28 protein-coding genes are annotated in these 24,906 nt (G+C 61.6%); 13 read left to right on the top strand and 15 right to left on the bottom strand.

The window, feature by feature from the left end; genetic code table 11:
- Window positions 1–7: 7 nt before the first annotated feature.
- A complete protein-coding gene (locus AC0NIH_RS22205) occupies window positions 8–937 on the bottom strand; it encodes an Lpg1974 family pore-forming outer membrane protein (protein ID WP_473464491.1) in 930 nt (309 codons plus the stop codon).
- Window positions 938–1,158: 221 nt separating this feature from the next.
- Here AC0NIH_RS22205 and AC0NIH_RS22200 point away from each other — a divergent pair, with 221 nt between their 5' ends.
- A complete protein-coding gene (locus AC0NIH_RS22200) occupies window positions 1,159–2,361 on the top strand; it encodes a cytochrome P450 (protein WP_473464493.1) in 1,203 nt (400 codons plus the stop codon).
- A 9-nt stretch (window positions 2,362–2,370) separates the two neighbouring features.
- On the opposite strand, the gene AC0NIH_RS22195 is transcribed toward AC0NIH_RS22200, so the two are convergent.
- From AC0NIH_RS22195 to AC0NIH_RS22185, 3 genes are read right to left on the bottom strand one after another with little or no spacing between them, the layout of a single operon-like run.
- Window positions 2,371–3,159, bottom strand: a complete 789-nt coding sequence (locus tag AC0NIH_RS22195; protein ID WP_473464496.1) for a Stf0 family sulfotransferase — start codon at window positions 3,157–3,159, stop codon at window positions 2,371–2,373.
- 35 nt (window positions 3,160–3,194) lie between these two features.
- Window positions 3,195–4,061, bottom strand: a complete 867-nt coding sequence (locus AC0NIH_RS22190; RefSeq protein ID WP_473464499.1) for an alpha/beta fold hydrolase — start codon at window positions 4,059–4,061, stop codon at window positions 3,195–3,197.
- Window positions 4,061–4,492: a hypothetical protein gene (locus tag AC0NIH_RS22185; protein ID WP_473562694.1), complete on the bottom strand. Its 432-nt coding sequence runs from the start codon at window positions 4,490–4,492 to the stop codon at window positions 4,061–4,063. Before AC0NIH_RS22185 ends, AC0NIH_RS22190 begins: the two co-directional genes overlap by 1 nt.
- Window positions 4,493–4,686: 194 nt before the next feature.
- Here AC0NIH_RS22185 and sseA point away from each other — a divergent pair, with 194 nt between their 5' ends.
- The 4 genes from sseA (at window position 4,687) to AC0NIH_RS22165 (ending at window position 7,428) form a co-directional block, all read left to right on the top strand.
- Window positions 4,687–5,553: a 3-mercaptopyruvate sulfurtransferase gene (gene sseA, locus AC0NIH_RS22180; RefSeq protein WP_473464503.1), complete on the top strand. Its 867-nt coding sequence runs from the start codon at window positions 4,687–4,689 to the stop codon at window positions 5,551–5,553.
- A 5-nt stretch (window positions 5,554–5,558) separates the two neighbouring features.
- The gene (locus tag AC0NIH_RS22175; protein ID WP_473464858.1) at window positions 5,559–6,122 is read left to right on the top strand and encodes a GNAT family N-acetyltransferase; all 564 of its coding nucleotides are present in this window, start codon (window positions 5,559–5,561) and stop codon (window positions 6,120–6,122) included.
- Window positions 6,123–6,220: 98 nt separating this feature from the next.
- A complete protein-coding gene (locus AC0NIH_RS22170; RefSeq protein ID WP_352692657.1) occupies window positions 6,221–6,778 on the top strand; it encodes an OmpA family protein in 558 nt (185 codons plus the stop codon).
- A gap of 182 nt (window positions 6,779–6,960) precedes the next feature.
- A complete protein-coding gene (locus AC0NIH_RS22165; RefSeq protein WP_473464505.1) occupies window positions 6,961–7,428 on the top strand; it encodes a DUF1203 domain-containing protein in 468 nt (155 codons plus the stop codon).
- 216 nt (window positions 7,429–7,644) lie between these two features.
- Here the strand turns inward: AC0NIH_RS22165 and ald are convergent, their stop codons facing one another.
- Entirely contained in the window at window positions 7,645–8,760 is a 1,116-nt protein-coding gene (ald, locus tag AC0NIH_RS22160; RefSeq protein WP_224690162.1) for an alanine dehydrogenase, read from the bottom strand.
- A 158-nt stretch (window positions 8,761–8,918) separates the two neighbouring features.
- On the opposite strand from ald, the gene AC0NIH_RS22155 reads away from it, so the two are divergent.
- Window positions 8,919–9,392, top strand: coding sequence for an Lrp/AsnC family transcriptional regulator (locus AC0NIH_RS22155; RefSeq protein WP_013895662.1), 474 nt, complete (start codon window positions 8,919–8,921; stop codon window positions 9,390–9,392).
- Window positions 9,393–9,847: 455 nt separating this feature from the next.
- On the opposite strand, the gene AC0NIH_RS22150 is transcribed toward AC0NIH_RS22155, so the two are convergent.
- A complete protein-coding gene (locus AC0NIH_RS22150; protein WP_287269108.1) occupies window positions 9,848–10,498 on the bottom strand; it encodes a 5-formyltetrahydrofolate cyclo-ligase in 651 nt (216 codons plus the stop codon).
- A 163-nt stretch (window positions 10,499–10,661) separates the two neighbouring features.
- Between AC0NIH_RS22150 and AC0NIH_RS22145 the strand changes: the two genes are divergently transcribed.
- On the top strand, window positions 10,662–11,927 hold the full coding sequence (locus AC0NIH_RS22145; RefSeq protein ID WP_473464509.1) for an NAD(P)/FAD-dependent oxidoreductase: 1,266 nt from the start codon (window positions 10,662–10,664) through the stop codon (window positions 11,925–11,927).
- Between the two features lie 147 nt (window positions 11,928–12,074).
- Window positions 12,075–14,054, top strand: a complete 1,980-nt coding sequence (locus AC0NIH_RS22140) for a bifunctional 2',3'-cyclic-nucleotide 2'-phosphodiesterase/3'-nucleotidase (protein ID WP_473464512.1) — start codon at window positions 12,075–12,077, stop codon at window positions 14,052–14,054.
- Between the two features lie 52 nt (window positions 14,055–14,106).
- Here AC0NIH_RS22140 and AC0NIH_RS22135 read toward each other — a convergent pair whose 3' ends face one another.
- The 4 genes from AC0NIH_RS22135 to AC0NIH_RS22120 all read right to left on the bottom strand — a co-directional run bounded on the left by AC0NIH_RS22135 (window position 14,107) and on the right by AC0NIH_RS22120 (window position 17,119).
- A complete protein-coding gene (locus tag AC0NIH_RS22135) occupies window positions 14,107–14,448 on the bottom strand; it encodes a hypothetical protein (RefSeq protein ID WP_473464514.1) in 342 nt (113 codons plus the stop codon).
- Window positions 14,449–14,521: 73 nt separating this feature from the next.
- On the bottom strand, window positions 14,522–15,352 hold the full coding sequence (locus tag AC0NIH_RS22130) for an NmrA family NAD(P)-binding protein (protein WP_352692543.1): 831 nt from the start codon (window positions 15,350–15,352) through the stop codon (window positions 14,522–14,524).
- A 323-nt stretch (window positions 15,353–15,675) separates the two neighbouring features.
- The gene (locus AC0NIH_RS22125; RefSeq protein ID WP_031249682.1) at window positions 15,676–16,932 is read right to left on the bottom strand and encodes an SAM-dependent methyltransferase; all 1,257 of its coding nucleotides are present in this window, start codon (window positions 16,930–16,932) and stop codon (window positions 15,676–15,678) included.
- Between the two features lie 100 nt (window positions 16,933–17,032).
- Window positions 17,033–17,119, bottom strand: coding sequence for a hypothetical protein (locus AC0NIH_RS22120; protein ID WP_430011167.1), 87 nt, complete (start codon window positions 17,117–17,119; stop codon window positions 17,033–17,035).
- A gap of 117 nt (window positions 17,120–17,236) precedes the next feature.
- On the opposite strand from AC0NIH_RS22120, the gene AC0NIH_RS22115 reads away from it, so the two are divergent.
- Together AC0NIH_RS22115 and AC0NIH_RS22110 are read left to right on the top strand one after the other, a co-directional pair.
- Window positions 17,237–17,371 carry a hypothetical protein gene (locus tag AC0NIH_RS22115; protein ID WP_013895655.1) on the top strand — a complete coding sequence of 45 codons (135 nt, stop codon included), beginning with the start codon at window positions 17,237–17,239 and terminating at the stop codon, window positions 17,369–17,371.
- 140 nt (window positions 17,372–17,511) lie between these two features.
- A complete protein-coding gene (locus AC0NIH_RS22110) occupies window positions 17,512–17,802 on the top strand; it encodes a Dabb family protein (protein ID WP_473464517.1) in 291 nt (96 codons plus the stop codon).
- Here AC0NIH_RS22110 and AC0NIH_RS22105 read toward each other — a convergent pair.
- The 4 genes from AC0NIH_RS22105 to AC0NIH_RS22090 form a co-directional block, all read right to left on the bottom strand.
- A complete protein-coding gene (locus tag AC0NIH_RS22105) occupies window positions 17,772–18,740 on the bottom strand; it encodes a glycosyltransferase family 2 protein (protein ID WP_473464519.1) in 969 nt (322 codons plus the stop codon). The genes AC0NIH_RS22110 and AC0NIH_RS22105 overlap by 31 nt on opposite strands.
- On the bottom strand, window positions 18,737–19,738 hold the full coding sequence (locus AC0NIH_RS22100; protein ID WP_473464522.1) for a GNAT family N-acetyltransferase: 1,002 nt from the start codon (window positions 19,736–19,738) through the stop codon (window positions 18,737–18,739). Before AC0NIH_RS22100 ends, AC0NIH_RS22105 begins: the two co-directional genes overlap by 4 nt.
- Window positions 19,731–20,708, bottom strand: a complete 978-nt coding sequence (locus AC0NIH_RS22095; RefSeq protein WP_473464524.1) for a hypothetical protein — start codon at window positions 20,706–20,708, stop codon at window positions 19,731–19,733. The genes AC0NIH_RS22100 and AC0NIH_RS22095 overlap by 8 nt, the downstream gene beginning before the upstream one ends.
- A gap of 64 nt (window positions 20,709–20,772) precedes the next feature.
- Window positions 20,773–22,197 (bottom strand): glycosyltransferase, encoded by a 1,425-nt coding sequence (locus AC0NIH_RS22090; RefSeq protein ID WP_473464526.1) that lies wholly within the window; start codon window positions 22,195–22,197, stop codon window positions 20,773–20,775.
- A gap of 44 nt (window positions 22,198–22,241) precedes the next feature.
- Between AC0NIH_RS22090 and AC0NIH_RS22085 the strand changes: the two genes are divergently transcribed.
- The 3 genes from AC0NIH_RS22085 (at window position 22,242) to AC0NIH_RS22075 (ending at window position 24,509) form a co-directional block, all read left to right on the top strand.
- Complete coding sequence (locus tag AC0NIH_RS22085; protein ID WP_473464528.1) at window positions 22,242–23,132, top strand: VOC family protein; 891 nt, start codon at window positions 22,242–22,244, stop codon at window positions 23,130–23,132.
- Window positions 23,129–23,983: a 3-deoxy-8-phosphooctulonate synthase gene (gene kdsA, locus AC0NIH_RS22080; protein ID WP_031249678.1), complete on the top strand. Its 855-nt coding sequence runs from the start codon at window positions 23,129–23,131 to the stop codon at window positions 23,981–23,983. The genes AC0NIH_RS22085 and kdsA overlap by 4 nt, the downstream gene beginning before the upstream one ends.
- A 160-nt stretch (window positions 23,984–24,143) precedes the next feature.
- The gene (locus AC0NIH_RS22075) at window positions 24,144–24,509 is read left to right on the top strand and encodes a PRC-barrel domain-containing protein (RefSeq protein ID WP_023768861.1); all 366 of its coding nucleotides are present in this window, start codon (window positions 24,144–24,146) and stop codon (window positions 24,507–24,509) included.
- 80 nt (window positions 24,510–24,589) lie between these two features.
- Here the strand turns inward: AC0NIH_RS22075 and AC0NIH_RS22070 are convergent, their stop codons facing one another.
- Window positions 24,590–24,715 carry a hypothetical protein gene (locus AC0NIH_RS22070; RefSeq protein ID WP_473464530.1) on the bottom strand — a complete coding sequence of 42 codons (126 nt, stop codon included), beginning with the start codon at window positions 24,713–24,715 and terminating at the stop codon, window positions 24,590–24,592.
- Between the last annotated feature and the right edge of the window lie 191 nt (window positions 24,716–24,906).

Here is a 24,906-nt window from a genome sequence, read left to right as displayed (position 1 = left end):
TGCTGGTCTACATCTTGACTTCCAGGCGCAGGAACGGCCCGTTGAACGTTTGGGTGCTCTTGTCGGACAGCTCCAGCAGATTGTGCCACTGCTCGACCCGGTAGCCTGCGGTGAACGTCGTGTTATCCCACGGCCTGAAGGTCACGCCGCCGGAAAGATCGATGTTCGTCACAACCTCGCTGGAATGCTGGCTTGCGCCGACATTGACGGGCGGGTCGGGCGTGGGATCCGACGGGTCGGTCTCTTCCTCATGCAAGCTGATCTTGTCCGTCCGGCGGCCCCACATGGCCGAGCCGGAAACCGCCCCGGTCAGACCCCATGTTTCGCCCAACGGATAATAGACTTCAGCCCCGACACGCGGGCCGATGCCGTAGAATTCGGACGAGCCAAGCTTGTCGGCGCTACCAGCCTTGTCCGTCGCCGGATCAGTCGGGGTAACGCCCTCGTGGAGGTTCAGCTTTTCTTTCGAGTGCAGCAAGCGCAGGCCGCCGAAGAAGCGGATATCAGCGCTTTGCGCTTGCACGTGCTTGCCGATGTCGAAGTCCAGAGTCTGGAAATTGTAGCTGTTGCCGAACGATAGGTCGACGGTACCACTACCCGTTGGGACATTAAAACCGAAGTCGTTGTCCTGTCCGGCATGGAAGGCACCGGCAAGCCGCCAGTCGACATCCGCAGAAATCGCCTTGGTCAGCGCGACCGACCCATACAGATCGCCAAAGCCGTTGTTTTCACCCAACTTATCGCTGCTGTCGCCAAGCTTGTCGACGTTGGACTGATAGACAGCGCCTTCGAAGGCAATCTTGATACGGGAATCGACCACTGCCGGATCTATTACCTGCGCATCGGCGGCATGAGCCGCGACCACACCAACAGATGTCACCGAAGCAGCTGACGCAGCAACAGTAGCAAGAAGCTTGCTTGAAACGTGATTTCGCATTTTTCCCCGCCTGGAATCAAACTGAATAGTTATTAGCCCACTCGCACATTACCGCAGCGGTACCTTGCGAGATAGCTGCTATAATAATTTAAGCAGGCAGTGTTACGCGTTTGCCACAGATGACTTTTTATCTCTGCGAATCAAATAAGATAGCTGCGAGTTTTGTAGTCGAAATTTCGGCGCGCCGCCTGCGGCGTTCGGGGTTGCCGCGGGGAGCATTGATGAACGATCAGACGCAAATCGAAGACGTTCTCAACAACCTCGTCTACGTGCTTTTTGCCCAAAGCGGGCAGATGGAAACGAATGGACAGGCTGGCAACCTTGGCAATCTGATTGTCTTCGACAATCCGGAAGCCGTTGACGCCATCGTCAAGGCGCCAGAACTCTTCCGCAAGAACTTCTCACTGATTTCGGCACTCGGTTTCAGCCGCTTCAACACCAATGGCGAGGATTGGTCCGTCCGGCGCGCCATAACCCAGGACACCTACTTGGCGGCAGCCAGGCCGGCGCAGCAGCATCCGATGGCAGAACTGTACACCGCCGTTCTTGCCGAGAGCGACCCAACGTTGCCTTCCATCCAGCAAGCTTTGTTCTCGGCATCGATGACGATATTTTATCGGGCTTTCGGCCTGGTGCCCGACATGGCGGCGACGCTCTTGCTGCTCGACAGGGTCCGCGATGTGCTGAGGCGCCTCCAGTATTATTCCTGGGTGTCGCCGACGAGCGCCGAGCGCGCGAATGTTATTCAGGACGCCCGCACGGTGGTTGCCGATTTCACATCGCTGCTGATGGCGGACCCCCGGGCGGCCGCTGAGATGGATCGCTTCAGGAGTATGGCTTCCGATCTGGAGGGCTTCTCGCCGGTGGAGGAGTTCATCATGAATTTCTTCGCCGGCGCCGAGACGACGGTGACCACCGCGCTGTGGGTGATCGACCGGCTGGGGGCCAACCAGCAGGTGCAGGAGCGTATCCATGCGGAGGTTCTCTCGGGCGAAACGCAAACGCCGTACACCGATTGCATGATCAACGAGACGATGCGCTATTTCCCGCCGATACCGTTCCTGACCCGGGAGGTTGGCACCGATACGGTTCTCGACGGCCAGAAGCTCTATGCCGGCCAACTGATCATGGTATCGATCGTCGGCGTGCACCAGCATCCGGCTTTCTGGTCAAACCCGCGTGTCTTCGACGCCAGCCGCAAGGAATTCATCGAAAACAACTTTGATCGACGGGCCTTTATTCCCTTCCTTACCGGACCGCGCATGTGCGGTGGCGCACGTCTCGGCCGGCTGGAAATCAGGGAGGCGGTCCTCGCCATCGTTCGGCAGTTCGCTTTCAGTCGAGCCGACGACGTGATCCGGTTCGACTATGCGCTGGCACTGCGCCCGGCGCAGGGGTCTTCGGTCAGTGTTTCGCGCCGATGAAACACCAGGTCAGGTATGGTCCTGCCAGAACCGCCTGACGTAGTCCCCAAATTGCCTTTTGATCATGGTCTTGAATTCGACATCATGCGCATAGCGCTTACTTGCCGCTATGGCTTTTGATCTCAGTTCGAAGCCTGGAAACCAGTGGCTCATTGTGGCCGAAGCGTTTTCCTGCTGGTTCGTGATGAAGTCCTCATAGCAAACCTCAGCCACTCTGCGCTGATCAAGGGCGTTCAGGTAATTTTTCCACCTGATCTCGCTATCGAAAATGTACTGGGCGGTATCCCGGACAACCCTCTCGGTCAAAATTGTCACCGTGGGAATTCCAGGCAGCGTCTCCTGGCTGTCGAAAGGCTGGCCGGTATGCAGCATGGAGAGCAGGCTAATAGTCTGGTCAATCTTGTTTCTCCTGGAGAGGAATACATAGAACGAGCAGTCGTCGTCATGGCCGATTGAATCGCGCGCGAATGGCAGGTTTTCGAAGAATATCTTGGCGGCGAATACGCCGTTCTCCGTCCTTTTTGCCAGGAGGTGGCGACCATAGTCCGGCGCCTGCTGATTAAGTTTTTCAAGGTCCAGGCCGTTGTCGGCCGACCACCGTCTCATCAACGGCAAGGCATACTGCCACTGAAAATACTCCGTGGGTATTCCCAGACCGAACTGCTGCAGGACCTGACAATAGGAATGCCCCGCCGTTCGCGGAGTCGTACAAATCAGGATTTTGGCAGGGTTTTCGGCAGAGCTTTGGCGATCATAGATCGCGGCGATATAGTCACTGTACAGATCGTCGAAATGCATTTCCGGAACCAACCCCACCACGATACGCCAGGTTTTCAGTCAGCAGACAAAAACCCCAAGATGAGCAGAGCTTGGTCCAGCGTCATCAGCGATGGCGGTTCGCCGGCATCGATGTTGTCGACAAGCCACAGACCAGGCCGTGCCAGCCGCGTGCGCTCGATAGCCTGCCGGTCGATGACCTGGCTGTCGCGGCCGTACATCAGCAGGATGCGGGCGTCGATCTTGGCGGCAATTGGGAAAAGATCGTATTCACGGCCGGCCAGGGCGCCGAAATTTCCCGTCGTGGCCGGGTCATACGCGAGCCGGAAGCCGTCGGGTCCGCTAGCGATCCTGTTCTCGACGTAGCGGTTGAAAACTGTGTCATCGACCGGGCCCATGACAGCTCTGGTGGCGCTTAGATAGTCCTTGGCCACCGCGCGGGTTTCGAACGCAAGCGTACTTTCTTTGAGGACTTCGTCTCTCATCGCGTCGACCTTCGGCCCTCCCATCATGGGTACGTCATTGAGAATGATTCTAGAGGCCTTGGAGCGGGTCATCTGCAGAAACAGCAGCAAAATCGTGCCGCCCCACGACGTGCCAATGAAGTGGTTCTCTGTACCGGCGAATTCGCCGAGCGCGCGCAGGCATTTGGAATAGACATTGATGTCGTATCCCGACCCCAGATAGGCGCTGCGCCCGCGTCCCAACAGGTCAGGACAAACAACCAGAAAGCCATTGCGACACAGGAAGGTGGCGAGATAATCGAAATCGGCACCATTGCCGGTGAAGCCGTGCAGGCAGAAAACCGTTGCGCGCGGCGGGCCGGAGGGGCGCCAGATGCGCACGAACATCGCGGCATAGCGATCAGCCAGCCGGATGAGGATTTCTTGTGTCAGTGCCTCGGCGGGAGCGGCCGTGTCCATCAGATGTCGCGCTTGCGGACGGCGCGCTTGACCGAGCCGCGGTTGTCGATGAAGTCGCGTTTCCAGAATACCGATTTGTCCAGGTTGATGCGCTTGGCTTCCTTGATCATCGGGAGGATGTGGGACGAGGATCGCGTCGCCAGCACGGTTACCGCAGTGGCATCGCCACCCGGAAAGGGGTTGAGCGGCCCGCCATTCGTCGCCCAAGCCTCCGCTATCTCGCGGCTTGTCTGGATCCAGCCGACGTATGCGACGATGGCGTCGTCGATCGAGCCGATCATATGTGTCTGCTGATCCAACTGATACCGCAGCGTCTTCACCATCAGGCCGAACTCGTAGCCGTCAAAAGGCGGATGATGTGCGATGAAGTTGCAAACCAGTCCCAGCGAAACCGGATTGCTGGGAACACGCGAAAACAGAAGATTGCTCATGCAGAGATTGTTGACCCCACCCGCCCCAGATCATAACGATCAATCCGTACTCGCCACGAAACATGAAAACAATCGGAATTAACGGGCCACTGCGGGTGGCCCACATCGCGTATTCAAAACGAATGTCGCGCTCTGAACGCATCCGATTGCCAAGCTATATATAGTTTTGCCAAAGACGAAGCAGGAGAACAAGATTGGCCCAGGACAGCCCTTTCACAGTCGACGCGGATTGGCTGCAGACGCGCCTCGGCGAGCCTGGCCTGACCATTGTCGACGCATCCTGGTACCTGCCGGCGCAAAAACGCGACGCGCGTGCCGAATATGACGCGGCCCACATTCCCGGCGCTCGTTTCCTGGACCAGGATGCGGTTTCGGATCCCGACGCCGCCTTGCCGCATACATTGCCGTCGCCGCAGCATTTTGCGCAATATGTCGGTTCGATGGGGGTTTCGGCCGATGACACCATCGTCGTCTACGACGGTCCAGGTTTCTTCTCGGCACCCCGGGCATGGTGGATGTTCCGCATCATGGGCGTCTTCCAGACCTATATTCTGGATGGCGGCTTCGACGGCTGGAAGGCCGCGGGCCGGCCGGTAACGGCCGAGCCGACGAAGATCGCGCCAAGCGTGTTCCATGCCGATTTCGACGCCGGTCGCGTCGCCAGCCTCGCCGACATGCGCCGGATCGTCGAGACCGGCGCCAGCCAGGTTGCCGATGCCCGTGGACCCGGCCGCTTTACCGGCGCCGAACCCGAGCCCCGTGTGGGTATCCGCTCCGGCCACATGCCGGGCGCGCGCAACGTGCCGTACTCCGCCCTGTCGGAAAAGGGCGTGCTGTTGTCGAAGGATCGTTTGCGCCAGGTGATCGAGCAGGCCGGCATTGACCTGTCGAAGCCCGTCGTCACATCTTGCGGCTCCGGTGTCACCGCCGCGGTGGTCACCCTGGCGCTGGAGACGCTTGGCCACACCGACAACAGGCTTTATGACGGCTCATGGACCGAGTGGGGTGGGCTCTCCGACACGCCTGTCGTGACCGGCCCCGCGAAGGCTGGCAAGGAATGAACGCGATGGAAAACGGCGTGCTGCAGGACATCGAAGTCACGGTGACTTTCCTCGAAATGCACGCGCCTCCCGCCGCCTCGCCGCCGGTGCCCTACAACCGCCAGGTCGCGCTGCTGAAGACCAAGGATATCCCCTTGCATTTTTACCGCTACCTGGTGGACCGGGTGGGGCGCAAATGGCATTGGGTGAACGTTCTCAGGCTGAATGACGACGAACTCTCGGCCGGAATCCACCGCGAGGATCGCGACATCAGGGTGCTCTATCTCGACGGTGCGCCGGCAGGCTTCTTCGATCTCAAGCCGCATTTGCCCGAGGAAGTCGAGCTCGCCTATTTCGGCATGATGGAACACGCGACCGGACTGGGCATCGGCCGCTGGTTCCTGGGTGCCGCGATCTCTGCTGCGTGGTCTTACGGGCCAAAGCGGGTAGTCGTGCAGACCTGCACGCTCGATCATCCGGCGGCCCTGCCGCTCTACCAGAAGCTTGGTTTCACGCCGGTCGCGCAGAAAAAGGAAACCGTGCACCCGCTGCCTTTCGCCGAGCGCTCGGCAAGCGTCATGCGGCCATGACACGAGCCGGAACCTGAATCTTTCGTTCATCGCCGATTCAGCCTGCCTTTGGCATTGTGCCCGCATCGCCAATGCGGCCGAGGCCGAAGGAGAAACATATGCTGACCCGCCGTACACTCGCCGCCGCGCTGATCGCAGCGATTGCCATGCCGAGCCTTGCCGCCGCGCAGGCGACAACACCTTCGGCCGCGACAATCGAACGGAAGCTGGAGGCGGCACCCCGCATGAAGCTGCGGCCGAACGAGCGCGTCACCATCCGCGAATTCAAGCGCCGGCCGGATCTGCGCCGCATGGCGCGCTCGATCGATATCCAGTCGATCAATTTCGCCTTCGGCTCGGCGGCCATTTCCAGTTCGCAATACGACAAGATCGAGACCATCGCCGATGCACTGAAGCGCATCCTACGCCGCGACCGCGGTGCCCGCGTGCTGATCGAGGGGCATACCGACGCCGTCGGCTCCTTCCAGTCGAACCAGGTCCTGTCCGAACAGCGCGCTGCCTCGCTGAAACGCACGCTGGTGCGGGAATTCGGCGTACCCGGTCATGCATTGGAGACTGTCGGTTACGGCGAGGAGTTCTTGCTGGTGCCGACGCAGAGTGAAAACTGGCAAAACCGCAGGGTGACGCTGCGCCGCTTTGACGATTTCATCCGGTGATTGGGTCCGGCTTGCTCTTTGGCTAGCCGGGTTACTTATTGGCTCGGCGATGCCGGCTAATTGTCGCAGCTTGCGGGGACTGATCGCTCGCATCGGATCGGTCCTTCGATCTTTGCATGAAACGGGTGGGAACCACTGGCCCGAGCCGCTAATTTCCGGTCGACAACACCGGAGATTTCACCATGGCCATCCAGTTCCAAGCTCTGCCGACCGAAGACGTCAGACCCCTGCAGCGCGGCGGACCCGACGCCTACGGTCACACGCCCGAGCGGCGGATTTCCGACGGCGACGGCATGCCTTGCCGGCATTGCCTGAAGAACATCGCAGCCGGCGATACCTATCTCGTCCTGGCCTATCGGCCATTCCCGAACCTTCAACCCTATGCCGAAACGGGGCCGATCTTCCTGCATGCCGACGAATGCGAGCGCGCCGGCGAGGCAGGAACGCTTCCCGAGATTCTCGGGAGCCCGGACTATATCGTGCGTGGCTATGGCAGGGACGACCGCATCGTCTACGGCAGCGGCGGCGTTATCGCGACCGACGCGATCGCCGCACGGGCCGAGACCTTGTTCGAGCGCGACGACATTGCCTACGTGCATGTCCGCTCGGCACGCAACAATTGCTATCAGTGCCGCATCGAGCGGGCGTGAAGCGTAGGCTTGCCGGCCGGGAAACTTGTCGTAGTTCCGTCGCATAGATGCGCTAAAAAAGCGATTGTCGATCGATTGGCCGACCGCGGATGAACCGGCGGCAATCTCGATATCGAGGAAGCGGGGCTTTGGCTCCGCTTTTTTGTTGCCCGTGTTTAGGCAAGAAAAACCCGCCGGCATGACCGGCGGGCTGACGGAGGAATAATCCAAACGAAATCAGGCGGCCAGAACGGCTTTCGGCTCGACCAGCTCGTAGCCGAGTGCCTCCGCGACCGCGCGGTTGGTGATCTTGCCCTTGTGGACATTGAGGCCGTTGCGCAGGTGATGGTCGTCGATGACAGCCTTCAGGCCCTTGTCTGCAAGCTGCAGGCCGTAGTGGAGCGTCGCGTTGTTGAGCGCATGGGCCGAGGTGACCGGCACCGCGCCCGGCATGTTGGCGACGCAATAGTGGATGACGCCGTCGACTTCATATGTGGGCTCGGCGTGGGTCGTCGCATGCGAGGTCTCGAAGCAGCCGCCCTGGTCGATGGCGACGTCGACCAGCACCGAGCCCTTCTTCATGCCCGACAGCATCTCGCGGGTGACGAGCTTCGGCGCGGCGGCACCGGGGATCAGCACGGCGCCGACGACGATGTCGGCCGAGAAGCATTCCTCCTCGAGCGCCTCGACCGTCGAGTAGCGGGTATGGACGCGGCCGGTAAAAAGATCGTCGAGCTGGCGCAGGCGAGGGATCGAGCGGTCGATGATGGTGACATCGGCGCCAAGGCCGACCGCCATGCGAGCGGCATGCAGCCCGACGACGCCACCGCCGAGCACGGTGACCTTGCCGGGCAGCACGCCGGGCACGCCGCCGAGCAGCACACCGCGGCCGCCATTGGCCTTCTGCAGCGCCGTCGCGCCGGCCTGGATCGACAGGCGGCCGGCGACTTCCGACATCGGCGCCAGCAGCGGCAGGCCGCCACGGTCGTCGGTCACGGTTTCGTAGGCGATCGCCGTCACGCCCGAAGCGAGCAGGCCCTTGGTCTGCTCCGGGTCTGGAGCCAGGTGAAGATAGGTGTACAGGATCTGGCCGTCGCGCAGCTGCACCCACTCATTTGGCTGCGGCTCCTTGACCTTGACGATCATGTCCGACTTGGCGAACACGTCGGCGGCCGTCTTGGCGATCGTGGCGCCGGCGGCGCGGTAGGCGTTGTCGTCGGCGCCGATGCCGGCACCGGCGCCGGTCTCGACCAGCACTTCATGGCCATGGGCGACATATTCGCGAACCGCTCCGGGCGTGAGGCCGACGCGGTATTCGTGGTTCTTGATTTCCTTGGGGCAGCCGACGCGCATTTTTCTTCTCCTGATCCGGCCCCTTAGGGGCTCACTCCCTGTATGCACAGAGTGAACCATGAATCGGCCTGCAGGTGTTTGCGAATGCGCTTGCGTGAACCGGCATGTTTCGATAATCGTTGCGCAAAACAGCCGGATATTCGCAGGATTCCCGAAAAATGCCGCTCGACAGGATTGATATCGCCATTCTCGAGAGTTTGCAGAAGGATGGCCGGATACCCAACGCGGCGCTTGCCGAAAAGGTTGGCCTGTCGCAATCCGCCTGTTCGCGCCGGCTTGATAATCTGGAGAAGTCCGGAACCATTCGCGGCTATCACGCCCGGCTTTCCAATGCAGCGCTCGGCCATCAGATGACGGCGATCGTGCATATATCGCTGTCAGGGCAGTTCGAGAAGACGCTGTCGGATTTCGAGGCGGCGATCAAGCGTTGCCCCAACGTGCTGTCCTGCCACCTGATGTCGGGCGAATATGACTACATCCTGCGCATCGCGGCGAAGGACCTCGTCGACTATGAGCGCATCCACAAGGAATGGCTGTCGGCCATGCCGCATGTGACCAAGATCAACTCGTCATTCGCCTTGCGTGAGATCGTCGATCGTACGGCCATGGGCATGAAGCCGGAAATGGCCTAGCGCCAAAGGCATACCCGGACGTCCTTGCCGACATAGCATGCGCCTTCGCGGCGAAGGTCTCCCCAATCTCCGGGTTCACCGTGCGTTGCGCGAATGTCCGAGTTCCCATAGCCTTCCCAAAGATCACCGTCCTTGTATACGACGGCCCAGTAATCCTTGGACATTTCACCGGCCCCGCTGTTCGTATCGGGATAGTCGATACCTGCAAAAACTTGCCTGGGCCCCTGGATATTAAAACCGCCGCCCCTCTCGATTTGATAGGAGCATCTTCCGGATATGCGTGTCTGACCGTTAACAGCAAGCAGGCAGCGGCCCCATTTATAACCGCTCGGCAAACGATGCCGTGGTTGCGCATGCAAGGGCGAAACGGAAAACGCTATTGCAACGGCAGCCGCTACAGTTCGTCCGATCATCGTGTCACCGTCGTCAACCGGTCTCATTTCCCAAACAGGTTTTTACACCTCCGTCACGATCCGATCCATCGGGATGTCGTGCGGCTGCGGATAGATGGTGGCGATGCGCTGCAGTTCGTAGCCGACGCCGATCACCAGCGGTTTGAACGGCATGGCGGCCAGCGTGCGGTCGAAGAAGCCGCCGCCATAGCCCAGGCGATAGTTTGCCGGATCGATGCCGACGATCGGTGAGATGACGATGTCGGGCAGCACCGGATCGCCCTCGGCCGGAATCGGGATGTTCCAGACGCCCTTTTCCAGCCGGTCGCCCGGTTTGTAGGCGCGGAAGATCAGCGGCTGTCCTTTCTCGATGACAATCGGCAGAGCGGTGCGGCCGCCACGCTCATTGACGGACGCCACCCATGGCCGCAAGTCCGGTTCGCCGCGAAACGGCCAGTAGAGGCTGACCATGCGCCCGGTGATGTCGCCGATGATCGCGTCGAGCCCATCCGCGATGCGTTGCGACATGGCCGTTCGCGCGTCGGCCGAAACCGCGAGCCGGGCGGTGATCAGCCGTTCGCGCTCGGCCTTGCGCCAGCGCCTCACATCGGTCCAGTCGGATAGCGGCGCTCGGAACTCCGGGTCGAGTTCGTGCATGAAGCAAGGCGGCGAGGAATACTGCGCCGGACCCGGGTCGTCATGATCATTGGCCATGCGTTACCTCGTAAGCGTGTTCGATGACGCTATACCTCGCGACACGATACAACATGTGCATTCACGACATGGAACGACGAGTCCCGGGCACTGTCCTTCTGTTGCTGCATTGCACAAAAATACCTACATCTGGGCTAGTAATCTAGCTATCAGGGTGAACGAAATGAGCCAAGCCAGCCATCATGTCGTCGTTGTCGGCGCGGGTTTCGGCGGCCTCGAATTCACCCGTGCGCTCGCCGGCGCTCCGGTGCGCATCACCATGATCGACAAGCGCAACCATCATCTGTTCCAGCCGCTGCTCTACCAGGTGGCGACGACGGCACTGGCGACCTCCGAGGTTGCCTGGCCGATCCGCCATCTCCTGCGCAAGCGCAAGGACGTGACGACGCTGCTCGCCAATGTCACTGGTGTCGACCGCGCCGGCAAGCGCGTGCTGCTCGATGACGGCAGCGCCGTCGCCTACGATACGCTGGTGCTCGCCACCGGCGCCCGCCACGCCTATTTCGGCCACGATGAATGGGAGCCGTTCGCTCCAGGCCTGAAGACGCTGGAGGACGCCACCACCATTCGGCGGCGCATTCTCCTGGCCTTCGAACAGGCCGAGCGGGAGACCGATCCCGCCAAACGCCAGGCGCTGCTGACCATCGCGATCGTTGGCGGTGGGCCGACCGGCGTGGAGCTGGCCGGTACCATCGTCGAACTGGCGCACGACGCGCTGCGGGGCGAGTTCCGCAACATCGACACGCGGCAAACGCGCGTGGTGCTGATCGAGGCCGGTGACCGCATCCTGGCCAATTTCGCGCCAAAACTCTCCGACTACGCCAGCAAGGCGCTCGAACGGCTTGGCGTGACCGTCGAGCTTGGCAGAGCCGTGACGCGCTGCGACGCCGAAGGTGTTGTTTTTGGCGACAAGCAGCTGGCGGCCCGAACGATCCTGTGGGCCGCCGGTGTTGCCGCCTCGCCAGCCGCCGAATGGCTGGGAGCGAAGGCGGACCGCGCGGGCAGGGTGCTCGTCCAGCCTGACCTCAGCGTGCCCGGCAGCCCCGAGATTTTCGTCATCGGCGACGCCGCCCTTGTGCTGCGGCCCAACGGACGGCCGGTACCCGGCGTGGCGCCTTCCGCCAAGCAGGAGGGCCGACATGTTGCGGCCACCATCAAGGCCAGGCTCGGTGGTGACACGGCAGTGCGTCCTTTCCACTACAAGCATGCCGGCGATCTGGCGACGATCGGCAAACGCGCCGCCGCGATCGATTTCGGCTGGATCAAGCTCACGGGCTGGCTCGCCTGGTGGCTGTGGGGAATTGCGCACATCTATTTTTTGATCGGTTTCCGCAACCGGCTTGCGGTTTCCCTGAGCTGGCTATGGATCTACGCCACAGGCCAGCGCAGCGCCCGGCTGATCACCCAGGGCGACGACGACAAGACCTGATTTTTTTCACTGCTCCCTTCATCCGCGCGTCATCTGTTGCTGATTGGCTGGCGCTCCAATGCACGCGACTTCTTGAATGGACTTGAGCCGATTTCGGCGCGAAGTTCGCTTCGGGGCAGGGCTTGTTACGTCGAACTAGGAGAAAACATGTCGCAGCTGCTCCATCCCGTCTCTCGTCGTGGTCTCCTCGCGGGCGCCGCCGCCACAGGGGCGCTGATCATGCTCCATCCCTTCTCCGCCCGCGCTCAAGCCAACCAGGCGCATCTTCGGATCATGGAAACCACCGACATCCATGTGAACGTGCTGCCTTATGATTACTACGCCGACAAAGCCAACGACACGATGGGCCTGTCGCGCACGGCATCGCTGATCGACGCGGTGCGCAAGGAAGCCGTCAACTCGATGCTGATCGACAATGGCGACCTGCTGCAGGGCAACCCGATGGGCGACTACATAGCCTATGAGAAGGGCCTGAAGGATGGCGACCTGCATCCGATCATGAAGGGCATGAACCTGTTCGGCTATGAGTGCTCGACGCTCGGCAACCACGAGTTCAACTATGGCCTGTCGTTCCTGGACAAGGTGCTGGCCGGCGCCAATTTTCCCTTCGTCTGCGCAAACCTGATCCGGGGCACCCAACTTGCCGCGAACCCTCGCAACGACAAGCTCTACCTCAAGCCCTATGTGATCCTCGACAGGAAGATCAAGGACGGTTCGGGCGCCGAGCACGCGATCAAGATCGGCATCATCGGTTTCGTGCCGCCGCAGATCATGGTCTGGGATCTCAAGAATCTCGAAGGCAACGTCAAGACGCGCGACATCGTCGAGGCGGCCAGGGCCTGGGTGCCGCAGATGAAGGAGGAAGGCGCCGACATCGTCATCGCGCTCTCGCATTCCGGCATCGATTTGCAGCACGGCGACATGATGGAGAACGCCTCGTTCTTCGTCGCCGGCGTCGACGGCATCGACGCGGTGTTCACCGGTCACCAGCACCTGGTGTTCCCCGGCAAGAAGGATTTCCAGGCGCTCGAAGGCGTCGACGCGCAAAAAGGCACGCTGCAGGGCAAACCCGCCGTCATGGGCGGTTTCTGGGGCTCGCATATGGGGCTGATCGACCTGATGCTGGAGCGTGACGGATCGAAATGGAAAGTTGTTTCGGCGACATCCGAGGCGCGGCCGATCTTCGAGCGCGTCGACAACAAGAACAAGCCGACGGTGCCGGACGACAAGCGCATCATCGCCGCACTCGAACAGGACCATCAGGCGACCCTGGCCTATGTGCGCCGTCCCGTCGGCAAGACGTCCGCGCCGCTCTATTCCTATTTCGCGCTGGTCGCCGACGATCCGTCGGTTCAGGTCGTCAGCCAGGCGCAGACCTGGTACCTCAGGGATATTCTCAAGAGCACGCAGTGGAAGGATGTGCCCCTGCTGTCGGCCGCCGCACCCTTCAAGGCCGGTGGGCGCAACGGCGCCGATTACTATACCGACGTGCCGGCCGGCGATATCGCCATCAAGAACGTCGCCGACCTCTATCTCTATCCCAACACCGTACGGGCTGTCGAAATCACTGGCGCCGAGGTCAAGGAATGGCTGGAAATGTCGGCCGGCATCTTCAACCGGATCGAGCCGGGCAAGGCCGACCAGGCGCTCATCAACACCGACTTCCCGTCCTACAATTTCGATGTCATCGACGGCGTCACCTACAAGATCGACCTGTCGCAGCCGCCGAAATACGACGCCAAGGGCGGCGTCGCGAATGCCGGCGCCAATCGCATCGCCGACTTGATGTTTGGTGGCAAACCAATTGATCCCAATCAGAAATTCGTCGTCGCCACCAACAATTACCGCGCCGGCGGCGGCGGCAATTTTCCCGACATCAATGCCTCGAAGATCATCTACGAGGCGCCGGACACCAATCGCGACGTCATCGTCCGCTATATCGTGAGCGAGGGCACGATCAACCCGTCGGCCGACGGCAACTGGTCGTTCGCGCCGCTGCCCGGAACCAGCGTTGTCTTCGAGACCGGCGTCAAGGCCAAGGATTTCATCGCCGATGTGAAATCGCTGAAGATCGAACCGGCGGGCGAGGGCGAAGCCGGATTTGCCAGATATCGCATACTGCTCTGATACGGCCATTTGAGGCGTTCCAGGCCACGCCGCCATGCGGCGTGGAGCCATGTCACGGCCGCCCGAAGCGCGCTTTGATCACGGGCAGGACGAGATCCGGCGCATCCGTGGAAATGCCGCCGGAGTAGCCGTCCGGCAACTGGTCGATGAGCTGTGGGTCGTCGAGTCCTTCCGAAAAGCCGCCGCCCGAATAAGGGCCGAGCAGGTAGACCTGTGTATCGACGGCCTGCATGCGGTCGAGAAACCGGTTGGGCCAACCCCACATCCATTTCGCGATATTGATCGGGATGAGCAATGTCCCCTGGCGGCAAGCATCCGGGACATAACCGCTCCAGCCCAATGCGGCGTATCGTGCGATGCACTGCGTGAGCGACGCGCGGCTCAGTGTATGCATGTCCGCAGCGCCGCCTTGACCGCGGAAATCGGCTTGTCGCCGCCATAGCCTGTCCCGGCCTCGCGTCGGGCGGTTATCGAGCACCCGCAGCGAGTTCCTCGAAAAAGACCTTTAGCGAACGCGGTTCATGCCCGAGTATCGCGCGTAGAGTCAGCGGATTACCGAGCAGGTTGTAGTGGTCGTAATGCTCGAACATAGTCCTTTGACCTGGACCAACTTCGCCGAGCACACCTGGATCACGGCGCTCCCTGATCTCCCGCCCGAGGACCTCACCCAATAGAGTGACCACATCGTGACGATTGTGCCACCCGGGCGCGCACAGCTCGAATGTGCCGTAAAGCAGACGATCCTCGGTTAGGGCAATAGCGGCGACCTCCGCGATATCACGATAGTCTACAAGAGAGAATCGGGTCTCGGCCGACCAGGGCTCGGCCAGCACGCCGGTTTCGATGACCTTCGGCCAGAATGCCTCATAATTCTGATAAAAGCGGGATGGGTGAAGGAAGGTGTATTCCAACTTCGAAGTCAGAATCGCTTCCTCGACCGGGGCTTTCGCTATGTGGTTGCCCAGCACGGAAAGTACGGGGTGGATGACAGACGAGAATACAAGCCGACGGACACCTGCGCGGATCGCGGCGTTGACCAAGCCTTTGCCGACTTCGGCTTCCTCGGCCATGAACGCAGGCGCGATGTAGAACACAGCTTCGATATCTTTCAGAGCTGCGTCCAAGCTCGCCCGGTCCCGAAGGTCGCCGACAACCGTTTCCGCGGCACCATGCTCTCGTACTTGAGCAATTTCTTCCGGCTTTCGCACAAGGCCGCGCACACGGGCGTTACGCTGGGCGAGAGCCGGGATGACATTGCCGGCAAATCGGCCGGCAGCGCCAACAGCAAGAATCGTCATCATTACCTCCTATGATTTTTCTCGTCTCCTGAGGTTTCGCGTTCCCTGGTCCAGGGTCACCTGCTCCAATAGATTGTTGCGCATCCCAAGCGGTCAAGACGACCGCTGCCGCAGCAGATCGAGCACGGTGGGTCGAGAGCTTAGCGTGGTCGGAAGTGACCTATCGCAGCAGTTTTTGCAGGCCTCGGATGGGCGCGGCGACTTTTGGAGCCCGGCGACGGAAGTTTCAAAGCGCTTCGCCGGAAAACCGAATGGCGCTTTTCCTTGGGAATTACGTAAAAACAAAGAGATAGGTCTCCGTTTCCGTGAAACGGTGAAATGCTCTAAGCCTTGTAGACCACCTGGCGTACGTCGATGTAGCTGGCACGAAAGCCGGCTTCGCAATAATGCAGGTAGAACTCCCACAGTTTCTTGAAGCGATCGTCGAAGCCGAGCGGCACGATCTTCTCCCACGATACCCAGAAGCGCTGCCGCCATTCGGCGAGCGTGCGCGCATAGTCATCGGGAAACACGCGCTCGCGCAGATGCGCAAGGCCATGATCCTTGCCGAGCGCCTTCAGGATCGACGGCGTCGGCAGCATGCCGCCCGGAAACACATAGCGCTGGATGAAATCCGGCCTGGCACGATAGGTGTCGTAGGCGGATTCGTTGATGGTGATGATCTGCAGGCCCGCGGTACCGCCGGGCTTCAGGCAGGCCTTCATCTTGCCGAAGAACACCGGCCAGTATTTCTCGCCGACCGCCTCGAACATCTCGATGGACGCGATGCGGTCGTAAGTGCCTGTTTCGTCGCGATAATCTTGCAATTTGATGTCGACCTTGTCGGCAAGTCCAGCCTTGGCGATGCGCGCCTTGGCGAAGTCGTGCTGCTCGCGGCTAATGGTCAGCCCGGTAACCCGGCAACCGATCTCGCGCGCGGCGAATTCGGCAAAGCCGCCCCAGCCGCAGCCGATCTCCAGCACGTGATCCTTGCGGCCGATGCCGATATCCTTGGCCAGCGCCCGATATTTGGCGGCCTGCGCGCTCTCCAAATCATTGGCGCCGTTGGCATAGAGCCCCGAGGAATAGGTCATGCTCGGGTCGAGCCACTCCTTGTAGAAGGCGTTGCCAAGGTCGTAATGCGCCGAGATATTGCGTTTCGAACCGGTGCGTGTGTTCTCGTTGAACCAGTGGCGGATGCGCTGGACCGTATTGATCAGCCAGCTCGCGCCGCCGGCGACCTTCTCGCCAAGGGCCGAGTTGACCACGAACAGCTCGAGGAAACTGGTCACATCAGGGCTTTCCCAGTCGCCGTCCATGTAGGATTCGGCAACGCCGATCGTGCCGCCGGAAAAGGCGCGGCCCGGTAGGCGCCAGTTCTTGAGCACCAGTTCGGCATCGGGACCTGGTCCCTTGCCGCCGACCAGGACGGAGCGTCCATCCGGCATCCTGACCTTCAGCGAACCGCGCGGCAGGTTCATCGCCGCCGACAGCACCAGGCGCGCCTTGGCCGGCAGTCCCTTGACGATCTCGGCGAAATTGAACTCGTCGAGCCTGACCGCTTCGGCAGGCATCGTGCCAGACTGTTCCTTGTGACCCATGTCCCGCCCCTGGACTTCCGCGATGCCGGCTGACAATTGCCGGTTCCGTTTCTTGCGGTTCATCGCCGGGTTCGGACGCCGTGGCCTGATCCGGGATCGGCTACGTACAGATCCGAACAAAAGCGTGCGCGCTCGACCAGAGCTTCGGCGCTTCCCAGTGAATCCCTGCGACAATCTTCCACGTCATCGCCGGGAACTTCAAGAGGCAAGCCGCGAGCTGGGCTGTGCCACGTGCGCACTCTGGTGGAGTCGAACATATCAAAACGCCTATGGTCCACACCGTGCTTGTGCGATAGCTTTAGCCATGCGTTATGTAATCGTCATTGCCGCCATCGCATTCTTCCTGATCTGGGACGGCCTGTACAATCAGGGCCGCTACCTCGACCTCTCTGTCAGGGAGCTCAATCACGCCGTCCGCTATGTCACCGGCAAAGCCTGATACCTTCCAGAGGCAGTAGCCCGCGCTGTGCGCGGTGTGCGGCGGCCGAAGCGCGTCGCATGGACGCGTGGCGCCGTGAACGGTTGACGCGAAGAGACCGCCGTCACAAAAGACCCCGCATTCAGATCGAGGAGGCGGGATTGATCCGGCATATCGTTTTCTTCAGCGCGCGGCGCAAAGAGGATGTGGAGGCGGTGCGTACCGGGCTGCTGGCGCTGGGCAACATTCCCCATTCCAGTCTCTTCGAGGTAACCCTCAACACCAAGATCGACCCGCTGTCCGACGAGATCGATGTCGTCGTCTATGCGGAGTTCGCCGACGACGCGGCGCTGGCCGCCTACAAGGCGCACCCGCTCTACGCGCAGACCACCAGCAAGGTCAGACCCTTGCGCGAATTGCGCTATTCCGCCGACGTCGTGGCCGGGAGCTGATCCAGGGCCTGTTCCAGCTGGTGCCTTTTTCGACGCCCCCTGAAATAGCCAGGCAGCACATGAAGGCCGCCAGGCAGATTGTCGGCCTTCCGCCAGGCCTGCAGTTCGGCCAGCACGACGCTGAAATGGCCCTGCATGGCTGCTTTCAGCGCGCCGCGCACCGTCAGATAGCTGAGGATCGACCCGTAGCCGCTTGATCGGTAATCGGGACAGCGGCCGACGAAATCATCCAGCCCCTTGATATAACCGGCATGGGTGCGCGAGATCGAGTTCGCCGACCGGTATTTGAGGACGTCGGTGGCCGTGCCGAAGGCGATGCGATGCTGTCTCGCCAGCCGCAGCAGCAACTCCCGGTCCTGATGGCGGCGCAGGTCCGGATCGTAGCCCCCCACCGCGTCAAAGGCCGCGCGGCGAACCGTGACGGTCGAGTTGGTCAGCGGAATGCAATGGCAGAGCAGAAGCTGCCGCAGTGTCTCGCTATCGGGGGTAAGGCGGGGCAATCGGTGTATTCGTTCGCCGCGGTCCGAAATGTCGCTGAAGCCGTCGATGGTACAGGCGACGTCCGGGTTCTCGTCGAAGAATGTGATCAGCCTGTCCACACGCCCGGGGCGGAAGGCGTCATCCGAATCGAGAAAAGCGATGAGCAGTGCGCTGGACAATGCCGCGCCCTGGTTGCGAGCTTCGTTGGCACCGGCCGCTACCGGTATGCGGCGCCATTTCAGGCGCACATCGTCGAGCGAGGCCAGATAGTTTTCGGTGCTGTCCGTCGATCCGTCATCTATCACCACCAGTTCGATATCGATTCGCGCGGTGCAAAGTACGGATGCCAGCGTGCGCGGCAGGCTTTCACGGCGATTGCGGGCAGGCACGACCACGGCAAGACGAGGCGTGGCGACAAGGCCCGCTTCCATCGCACGATTGGTCGGCAGGACTGTCATGGCCGGAACTCGTGCATGGTCGTGCGGGTGCAGCCGAAGTCCGCCTTGAAGGGTTCGTCGCCGATGGTGAAATCGAAGGCTTTGCCGCCCTCGGCGGCCCAGGCCGCCATGACCTGGTCAAGCACCACGCGGCCCGGAGAATGGCGCGCATGGGCGCGATAGTCGCAGGCCAGCAGGATGTAGCGAAAGCAGTCGCCGTCGACCAAGCCGAAGACAATAGCGACCGGACCATCCTTCGAAGCGAGGCGATAGGTTCGTGCAAGGCCGGAGCGTGCGCCGTTCGCAGCGACATCGATGTAGAATTCGAGGCCGTGCGGCGTTTGCATCGGATCATCCGGGAAGCGCCCGGCGCGGAAGTCGCGCGCTGCAACCAGGGCCTGATGCACACTGTCGGGCCCGACCAGTTCCAGCTTCAGCCCGCCAGCTTCGGCAAGCCTGCGCGCCTTACGGTCGAGGCTTCCGGCGCCGCGGCAGCCAAGGTTGGTCCTGCGCCATTCGGCATAGGGAAAGCCGTAGCGCACGGCATGCGCGCCGAAATCGAGCGCGGACGGCTCGGATCCCAGCAACTGGCGCCATTGATGCAGATGGCTGTGATGAACAGGTCCAATTCTCAAATCCGCATGGTGCCCAAGGACATCGCGAAAATGCCGCCTGGTTTGTACGCTGACTGTCACGCCCCTGGCCACGATCGGACAGGCATAATCGGTGACGCCCAGGAAGGCATATTCGATCGCCCGATCGCCGCGCCGCACCAGCGGAACCACCAGTTGGAGTTCGCCGTGGCTGTCGCGGCCGGTGATCACCAGCGGCTCGGCGCCATGCGCCGGAGCGATGTTGCGGTAGAAAGCCGTGAGCCAGTCGGGATGCTGGAAGGCCGATGCCGATGCGCCGCAGAACAGCCGCCGGTATTCCACCGAGCCGAAATCGAAGCTGTCGGACGCCTCGAGCACGATCGGCCGATCCGAGATCGGATGTCCTGGCGCGGCGCGGTCAAGCACGCTTCAGCCCCGTGAAAAGTCTCCTGAACGCCTGTTGCGGGAGAAGGGCAGGGTCGTCGAGGCCGATGCGGCCGCCGGCCGGCAGGTCCACGGCCCGCAAGGCGGCGTACAGCCTGCCCTCGGAAAGCTTCTGGGTTTCGACCCGCCCGGGGTGCGTTTCCCGATAGATCGTGCCGTGGGAGCCGTGCGCCGGATTGGTGTTGATCTCGAAGATTTGCGGATGCCCGTCGACCAGCGAGAAGTCGGCGCGCCCATAATCGATGCCGGCGAGGTCGAATGCCCTGCGAAGCACGTCTTCATACAGGTTGCCGACGACGAACCGGCGCTCGTTTGGGACGAATGTCGCCAACATGGGATGGGCAAGCAGACGCTGCTTGTCCTGCACGTCCTTGGCCGCCCAGCGGAAATCGACGACATTGTGATGGGCGATCAGCCGATCGCCGACGCGATAGGTGGCAAAGCGCTGCCAGACGCCGGGGCTGACCTCCTGGCCGGCATACTCGATCACCAGCTTGCCGGCCAGCGGTATGCCGTTCGCTTTCATCCGGCTCAGCGCCGCCTCGAGCGCCGGCTGGTCCGCAATCAGCTCGAAGTCCGCGGAAAGGTGATCGAATTCGTTGCGGATGAAGACCGGAAAGGCGTTCGGACGCGGCTGGCTTTCGCAACGCCAGGCCGAGAAGCAGTTGATGCCGGCCGCGTGCAGGGCTTTCAGCAGATCATGACGGCCAAGCACACGAGCGGGATGATTGAGAACGCGTGCCCCGCCGCGCTCGAGCCGATTGGCGACCCCGGCGGCCAATGCGATCTCGAAGTGCGAAAGCCGCTCGTGATCCGTGAAGACCCAGGTGCCGGAGCGCAGCTCCTTCTGCCGAAAGAGGCGCTCGTAGCTCCAGTGGCGTGCGTTGCCCAACTGGCGGATCAGATGGCGAACGGTATAGCCGTGGCTGCGCGTGGTGACGAAGTTGATCAAGCGCCATCCGGCGAGCCGCCGTCCTCCTGCAAGGTGAGAACGCCGGCCGGCTGCCGTGATCCGTTCACCGAGCCTGCGAGGACCGAAGCATAAAGGCAAGGTTGAGCGCCACCGCCGAATCCAGCGAGAAATCCCGCACGCGCCGGCGCCCTCGCGCGATGAGGGTGTTCCTTTCCTCGCTATCGGCAAGCAACCGAAGCGTCAGGTCGGCGAGCGCTTCGCGCCGTCCTTCCGGTACCAGCGCCAATGCCTCTGGACGACCGGCGACGTCGGTCACGCCGCCGACGCCATAGGCGACCACCGGTACTTCCGCCGCCATCGCTTCGAGCAGGACGCTGCCGAACACTTCGCGCCGGGAGGGCAGGATCATGACGTCGGAGATCTTGAGTGCCTTCTTGACCTCGGCTGGCGAGACGAATCCGGTGATTGCCCAGCAGCCTGGCCTGGAGATCGCGGCGAGCGCCGCTTCAAGCTTTCGGCGGTCGGGACCGTCCCCGCAGATCAGCAGGAACACATTTTTCCCTGACAGGCGCTCGACGAGCGCGGGCAGGTCCTGCCAACCCTTTTCACCGCTGATGCGGCCGATAAAGCTGACGATTGGCCGTTCGTCCGGGATGCCGTGCTCACGGCGAAAGGCCCGAAGCAACCCAGGTGCGACTGGACGGAGGAACGCTTCGACATCAACCGCATCGGGGATCACCTCGATGCGCGAGGCATCGAGCCCCAGCTCCGAGGCCGCGCTCCTGCCATATGTATCTGTGAGCACGACGACCCGATCGGCCGACCTCAAAGCCAGGCGTTCGAGCCACCGGCTGACGTCGTAAGATTTGCCCTTGAGCCGAAGCGCGCTCTGAAGCCCGGACCAGAGCGGCGTGTTCATCGAAACGACATGCGGTATCCTCAGCCTGCCGACAATGACGGCGATGATCCTGCACCAGACCGAGTGGTTGAAATGGATGTGGACCACATCGTAGCGGCGTCGGGCTCGAAGAAGCTCCGGGATCGCGCCCAGAAACCAGCTGAAGCAGAGCATCGGCCCGGCCAGGAACTCGGGCAGCCGGAAGCCCGTGCATGTCACCCGCATGGTCGCGGATATCCGCACATGCCTTGGGCTGCCTGGAATGTAGCTGGTCAGAACCGTCTGGGTCGCGCCGGCCTTGTCCATGGCTTGCGCGATCGTCCATGTCTGGTTCTGCAATCCGCCGACAGGATCGAACGCGATCGGCCAGTTGCCTGGTCGATAGAAATGCGGCGTGATCCGCAAGATCCTGAGCATGCCGTTGCCCGCCATCCGTCGTTCCAGCCATGCACGCAGGGCAATGGGCGCCATTCGACGTCGAATCGCGACGTCACGACAATCGTCCAAGACGGAATTCGCAGCATCCCCCATGCGGGGGATATCTTTACGTGAAATACTTTCGCTGCAGAAGAGAAAAGCGGGCGAGCATTTCTGGTGTTTTTTGCCATGCCCTGGCGCCAGGGCGCGCAATCACGTCTTGAACGGTTATACGGAATGATGCACATCGCGCCTGCATGACCCGTTCCACAGCCGCCGGAATTCATCCGCTCGATCATCTGGTGCTGCCGACGCGGAGCCTCGACATGGCGCGCGCCCGGCTCACTGCGCTGGGCTTCGTCGTCGCTCCCACCGGCATCCATCCCTTTGGAACGGAGAATTGCTGCGTTTTCCTCGCCGACGGCACCTATCTGGAGCCGCTCGCGATCGGCAGCGAACAAATAGCATTTGACGCGGCCGCCGAGGGCAATGCCTTCGTCACCCGTGATCGCATCTATCGCGACAGCCATGGCGACGAGGGGTTTTCCGCGTTGGTTCTGGGCACCGATAATGCCGATGCCGACCACGCGCGCTATGTGGAAGCCGGTCTCTCGGCGGGCGACATGCTGAGCTTTTCGCGCGCTTTCACCGACACGGCGGGCAAAAGCGATACCGCGTCATTCAAGCTCGCCTTTGCTTCGAACAGCGGCGCAAAGGATGCTTTTCTTTTTGCCTGCCAGCGGATCAACGCACCGAAAGTGGATCGGGCGGCCTTGCAGGCCCACCCCAATGGCGCCACAGGCATTGTCGAAGTGGTGGCGGTCAGCGACCGACCTGACGAGCAGCGTCGCCTGATCTCCGTGGCGGTGGACGATCCCGCCGCCATTGGGCTGGAGGGTGCGTTCCGGCTGCCGAATGCAGTTCTGAGCATCCTCGATCCCGCGTCTTTCACGGCCCGCTTCGGCAGTCCGACCGGCATGCCCACCGAACTTCGGTTCGCCGCGGTCGTCTTTGCGGTCCGCGACGCCGATGCCGTTTCAAGGCTGCTTGCAGCCAACGCCATCCCGCACGATATAGCGGGCAATGACATTGTCGTGCAGCCGGCATCAGGGCAGGGCGCGGCTTTCATCTTCCGGGAGATCCCATGAACAAGCCCCCCAATTCGATGGCGCCCAATTCGGCGGTAACCGTCGGCAACGTCGTTTTCGACAACAACGCGGCCTTGGCGCTGATCGCCGGACCGTGCCAATTTGAATCGCGTCAGCATGCTTTCGACATGGCCGGTGCGCTCAAGGAATTGACCGGCAAGCTCGGCATAGGCCTCGTCTACAAGACCAGTTACGACAAGGCCAACCGCACCTCGCTGTCGGCGACGCGCGGCGCCGGCATGGAGGCAGCACTCCCTGTCTTCGACGAACTGCGCAAGGAATTCTCGCTTCCCGTGCTGACCGATGTCCACACCGAGGAGCAGTGTGCCATCGTCGCGCCGCATGTCGATGTGTTGCAGATTCCGGCCTTCCTGTCGCGCCAGACCGATATGCTGGTCGCCGCCGCCAGGACCGGCAAGGTGATCAACGTCAAGAAGGGGCAGTTCCTCGCGCCCTGGGACATGAAGAACGTGGTCGCCAAGATCACCGGTTCCGGCAACCCCAATGTCTTGACCACCGAGCGCGGCGCCTCCTTCGGCTACAACACGCTGGTGTCCGACATGCGCGCTCTGCCCATCATGGCCGAGATCGGCGCGCCGGTGATCTTCGATGCCACGCATTCGGTGCAGCAGCCGGGCGGGCAGGGCGGGTCTTCTGGTGGCGAGCGGCGTTTCGTCGAGACCTTGGCCCGCGCGGCGGTTGCTGTCGGCGTTGCCGGCGTCTTCATCGAGACCCACCAGGATCCGGACAATTCGACCTCTTCCGACGGCCCCAACATGGTGCCGCTGAAGGACATGCCGGCACTCCTGGAGCGTTTGATGGCGTTCGACCGCATCGCCAAGGGTCGCTGAGGCGGCGCTTCTCGTCGGTGGCAAGATTGCTGCCTATCGCGTCAACATGAAGGTGACCTTCATTCTCGCGGAGTGATCGGCCGACACCGTAAAAACCGGGGAACTTTCGCCCGCCTCCGTCATTGTCGAAGCAGAGTTTGACGACAATGAGGAGCACATCATGACAACTCAAACAGGCCACACCCAAGCCATTGCCGCTTCGCGAGTCATCGGCACGACAGTTTACAATACTGCGGGCGACAGCATCGGCAGCATCGAGGACGTCATGCTCGACAAGACCTCGAACGGCATCATGTTCGCAGTCATCGGTTTTGGCGGCTTTCTCGGCATGGGCGAGAAGTATCATGCCATTCCTTGGGCAAGTCTCGATTATGATCAGGACAAGGGCGGCTATGTCGTGCCCTTCTCCAAGGAACAGCTGAAAGCAGCGCCCGCCTATTCGATCGATGAATTGACCGGCGAGGATGGCGAGCGCGCGCGCGACGCATCCTACGAGTATTACAACGTCAAGCCATACTGGCACTGATGTGACAAAAAAGGGCCTCGCTTCGGCGGGGCCCTTTTCGATTCAACGCAATGCTTGATGGGCTTACCGGGCCTTCGGGGCTATTGGTTGATGCTCAAGGCCGGCAAAGGCGCGACTGCCTTTGGCGGTGACTGCTGGTTGTCGCACGACGTCAGGAACGCCGCCGCGATCAGGAACAAACTCACGATACCGCTGAACTCGGACATGGCGAAACTCCTCCTGTTTCGCCCCGCGCTTCGAAACCATATCTCGAAACGGGCGTCTGGCAGCATGACTTATGATGACAGGAATTTGCGCTTCGTGAATCAGGCGGCCCGCACTATTTGGCCATGGCCCGATTGCCTTTTGCGACGCTTTGGCTAAGACGGGCGCGACCTTTCTTCATATCAATCGGGGA

It is taken from the genome of Mesorhizobium sp. WSM1386, assembly GCF_055901595.1.
This window is presented reverse-complemented; position numbering and strand designations above follow the sequence as displayed.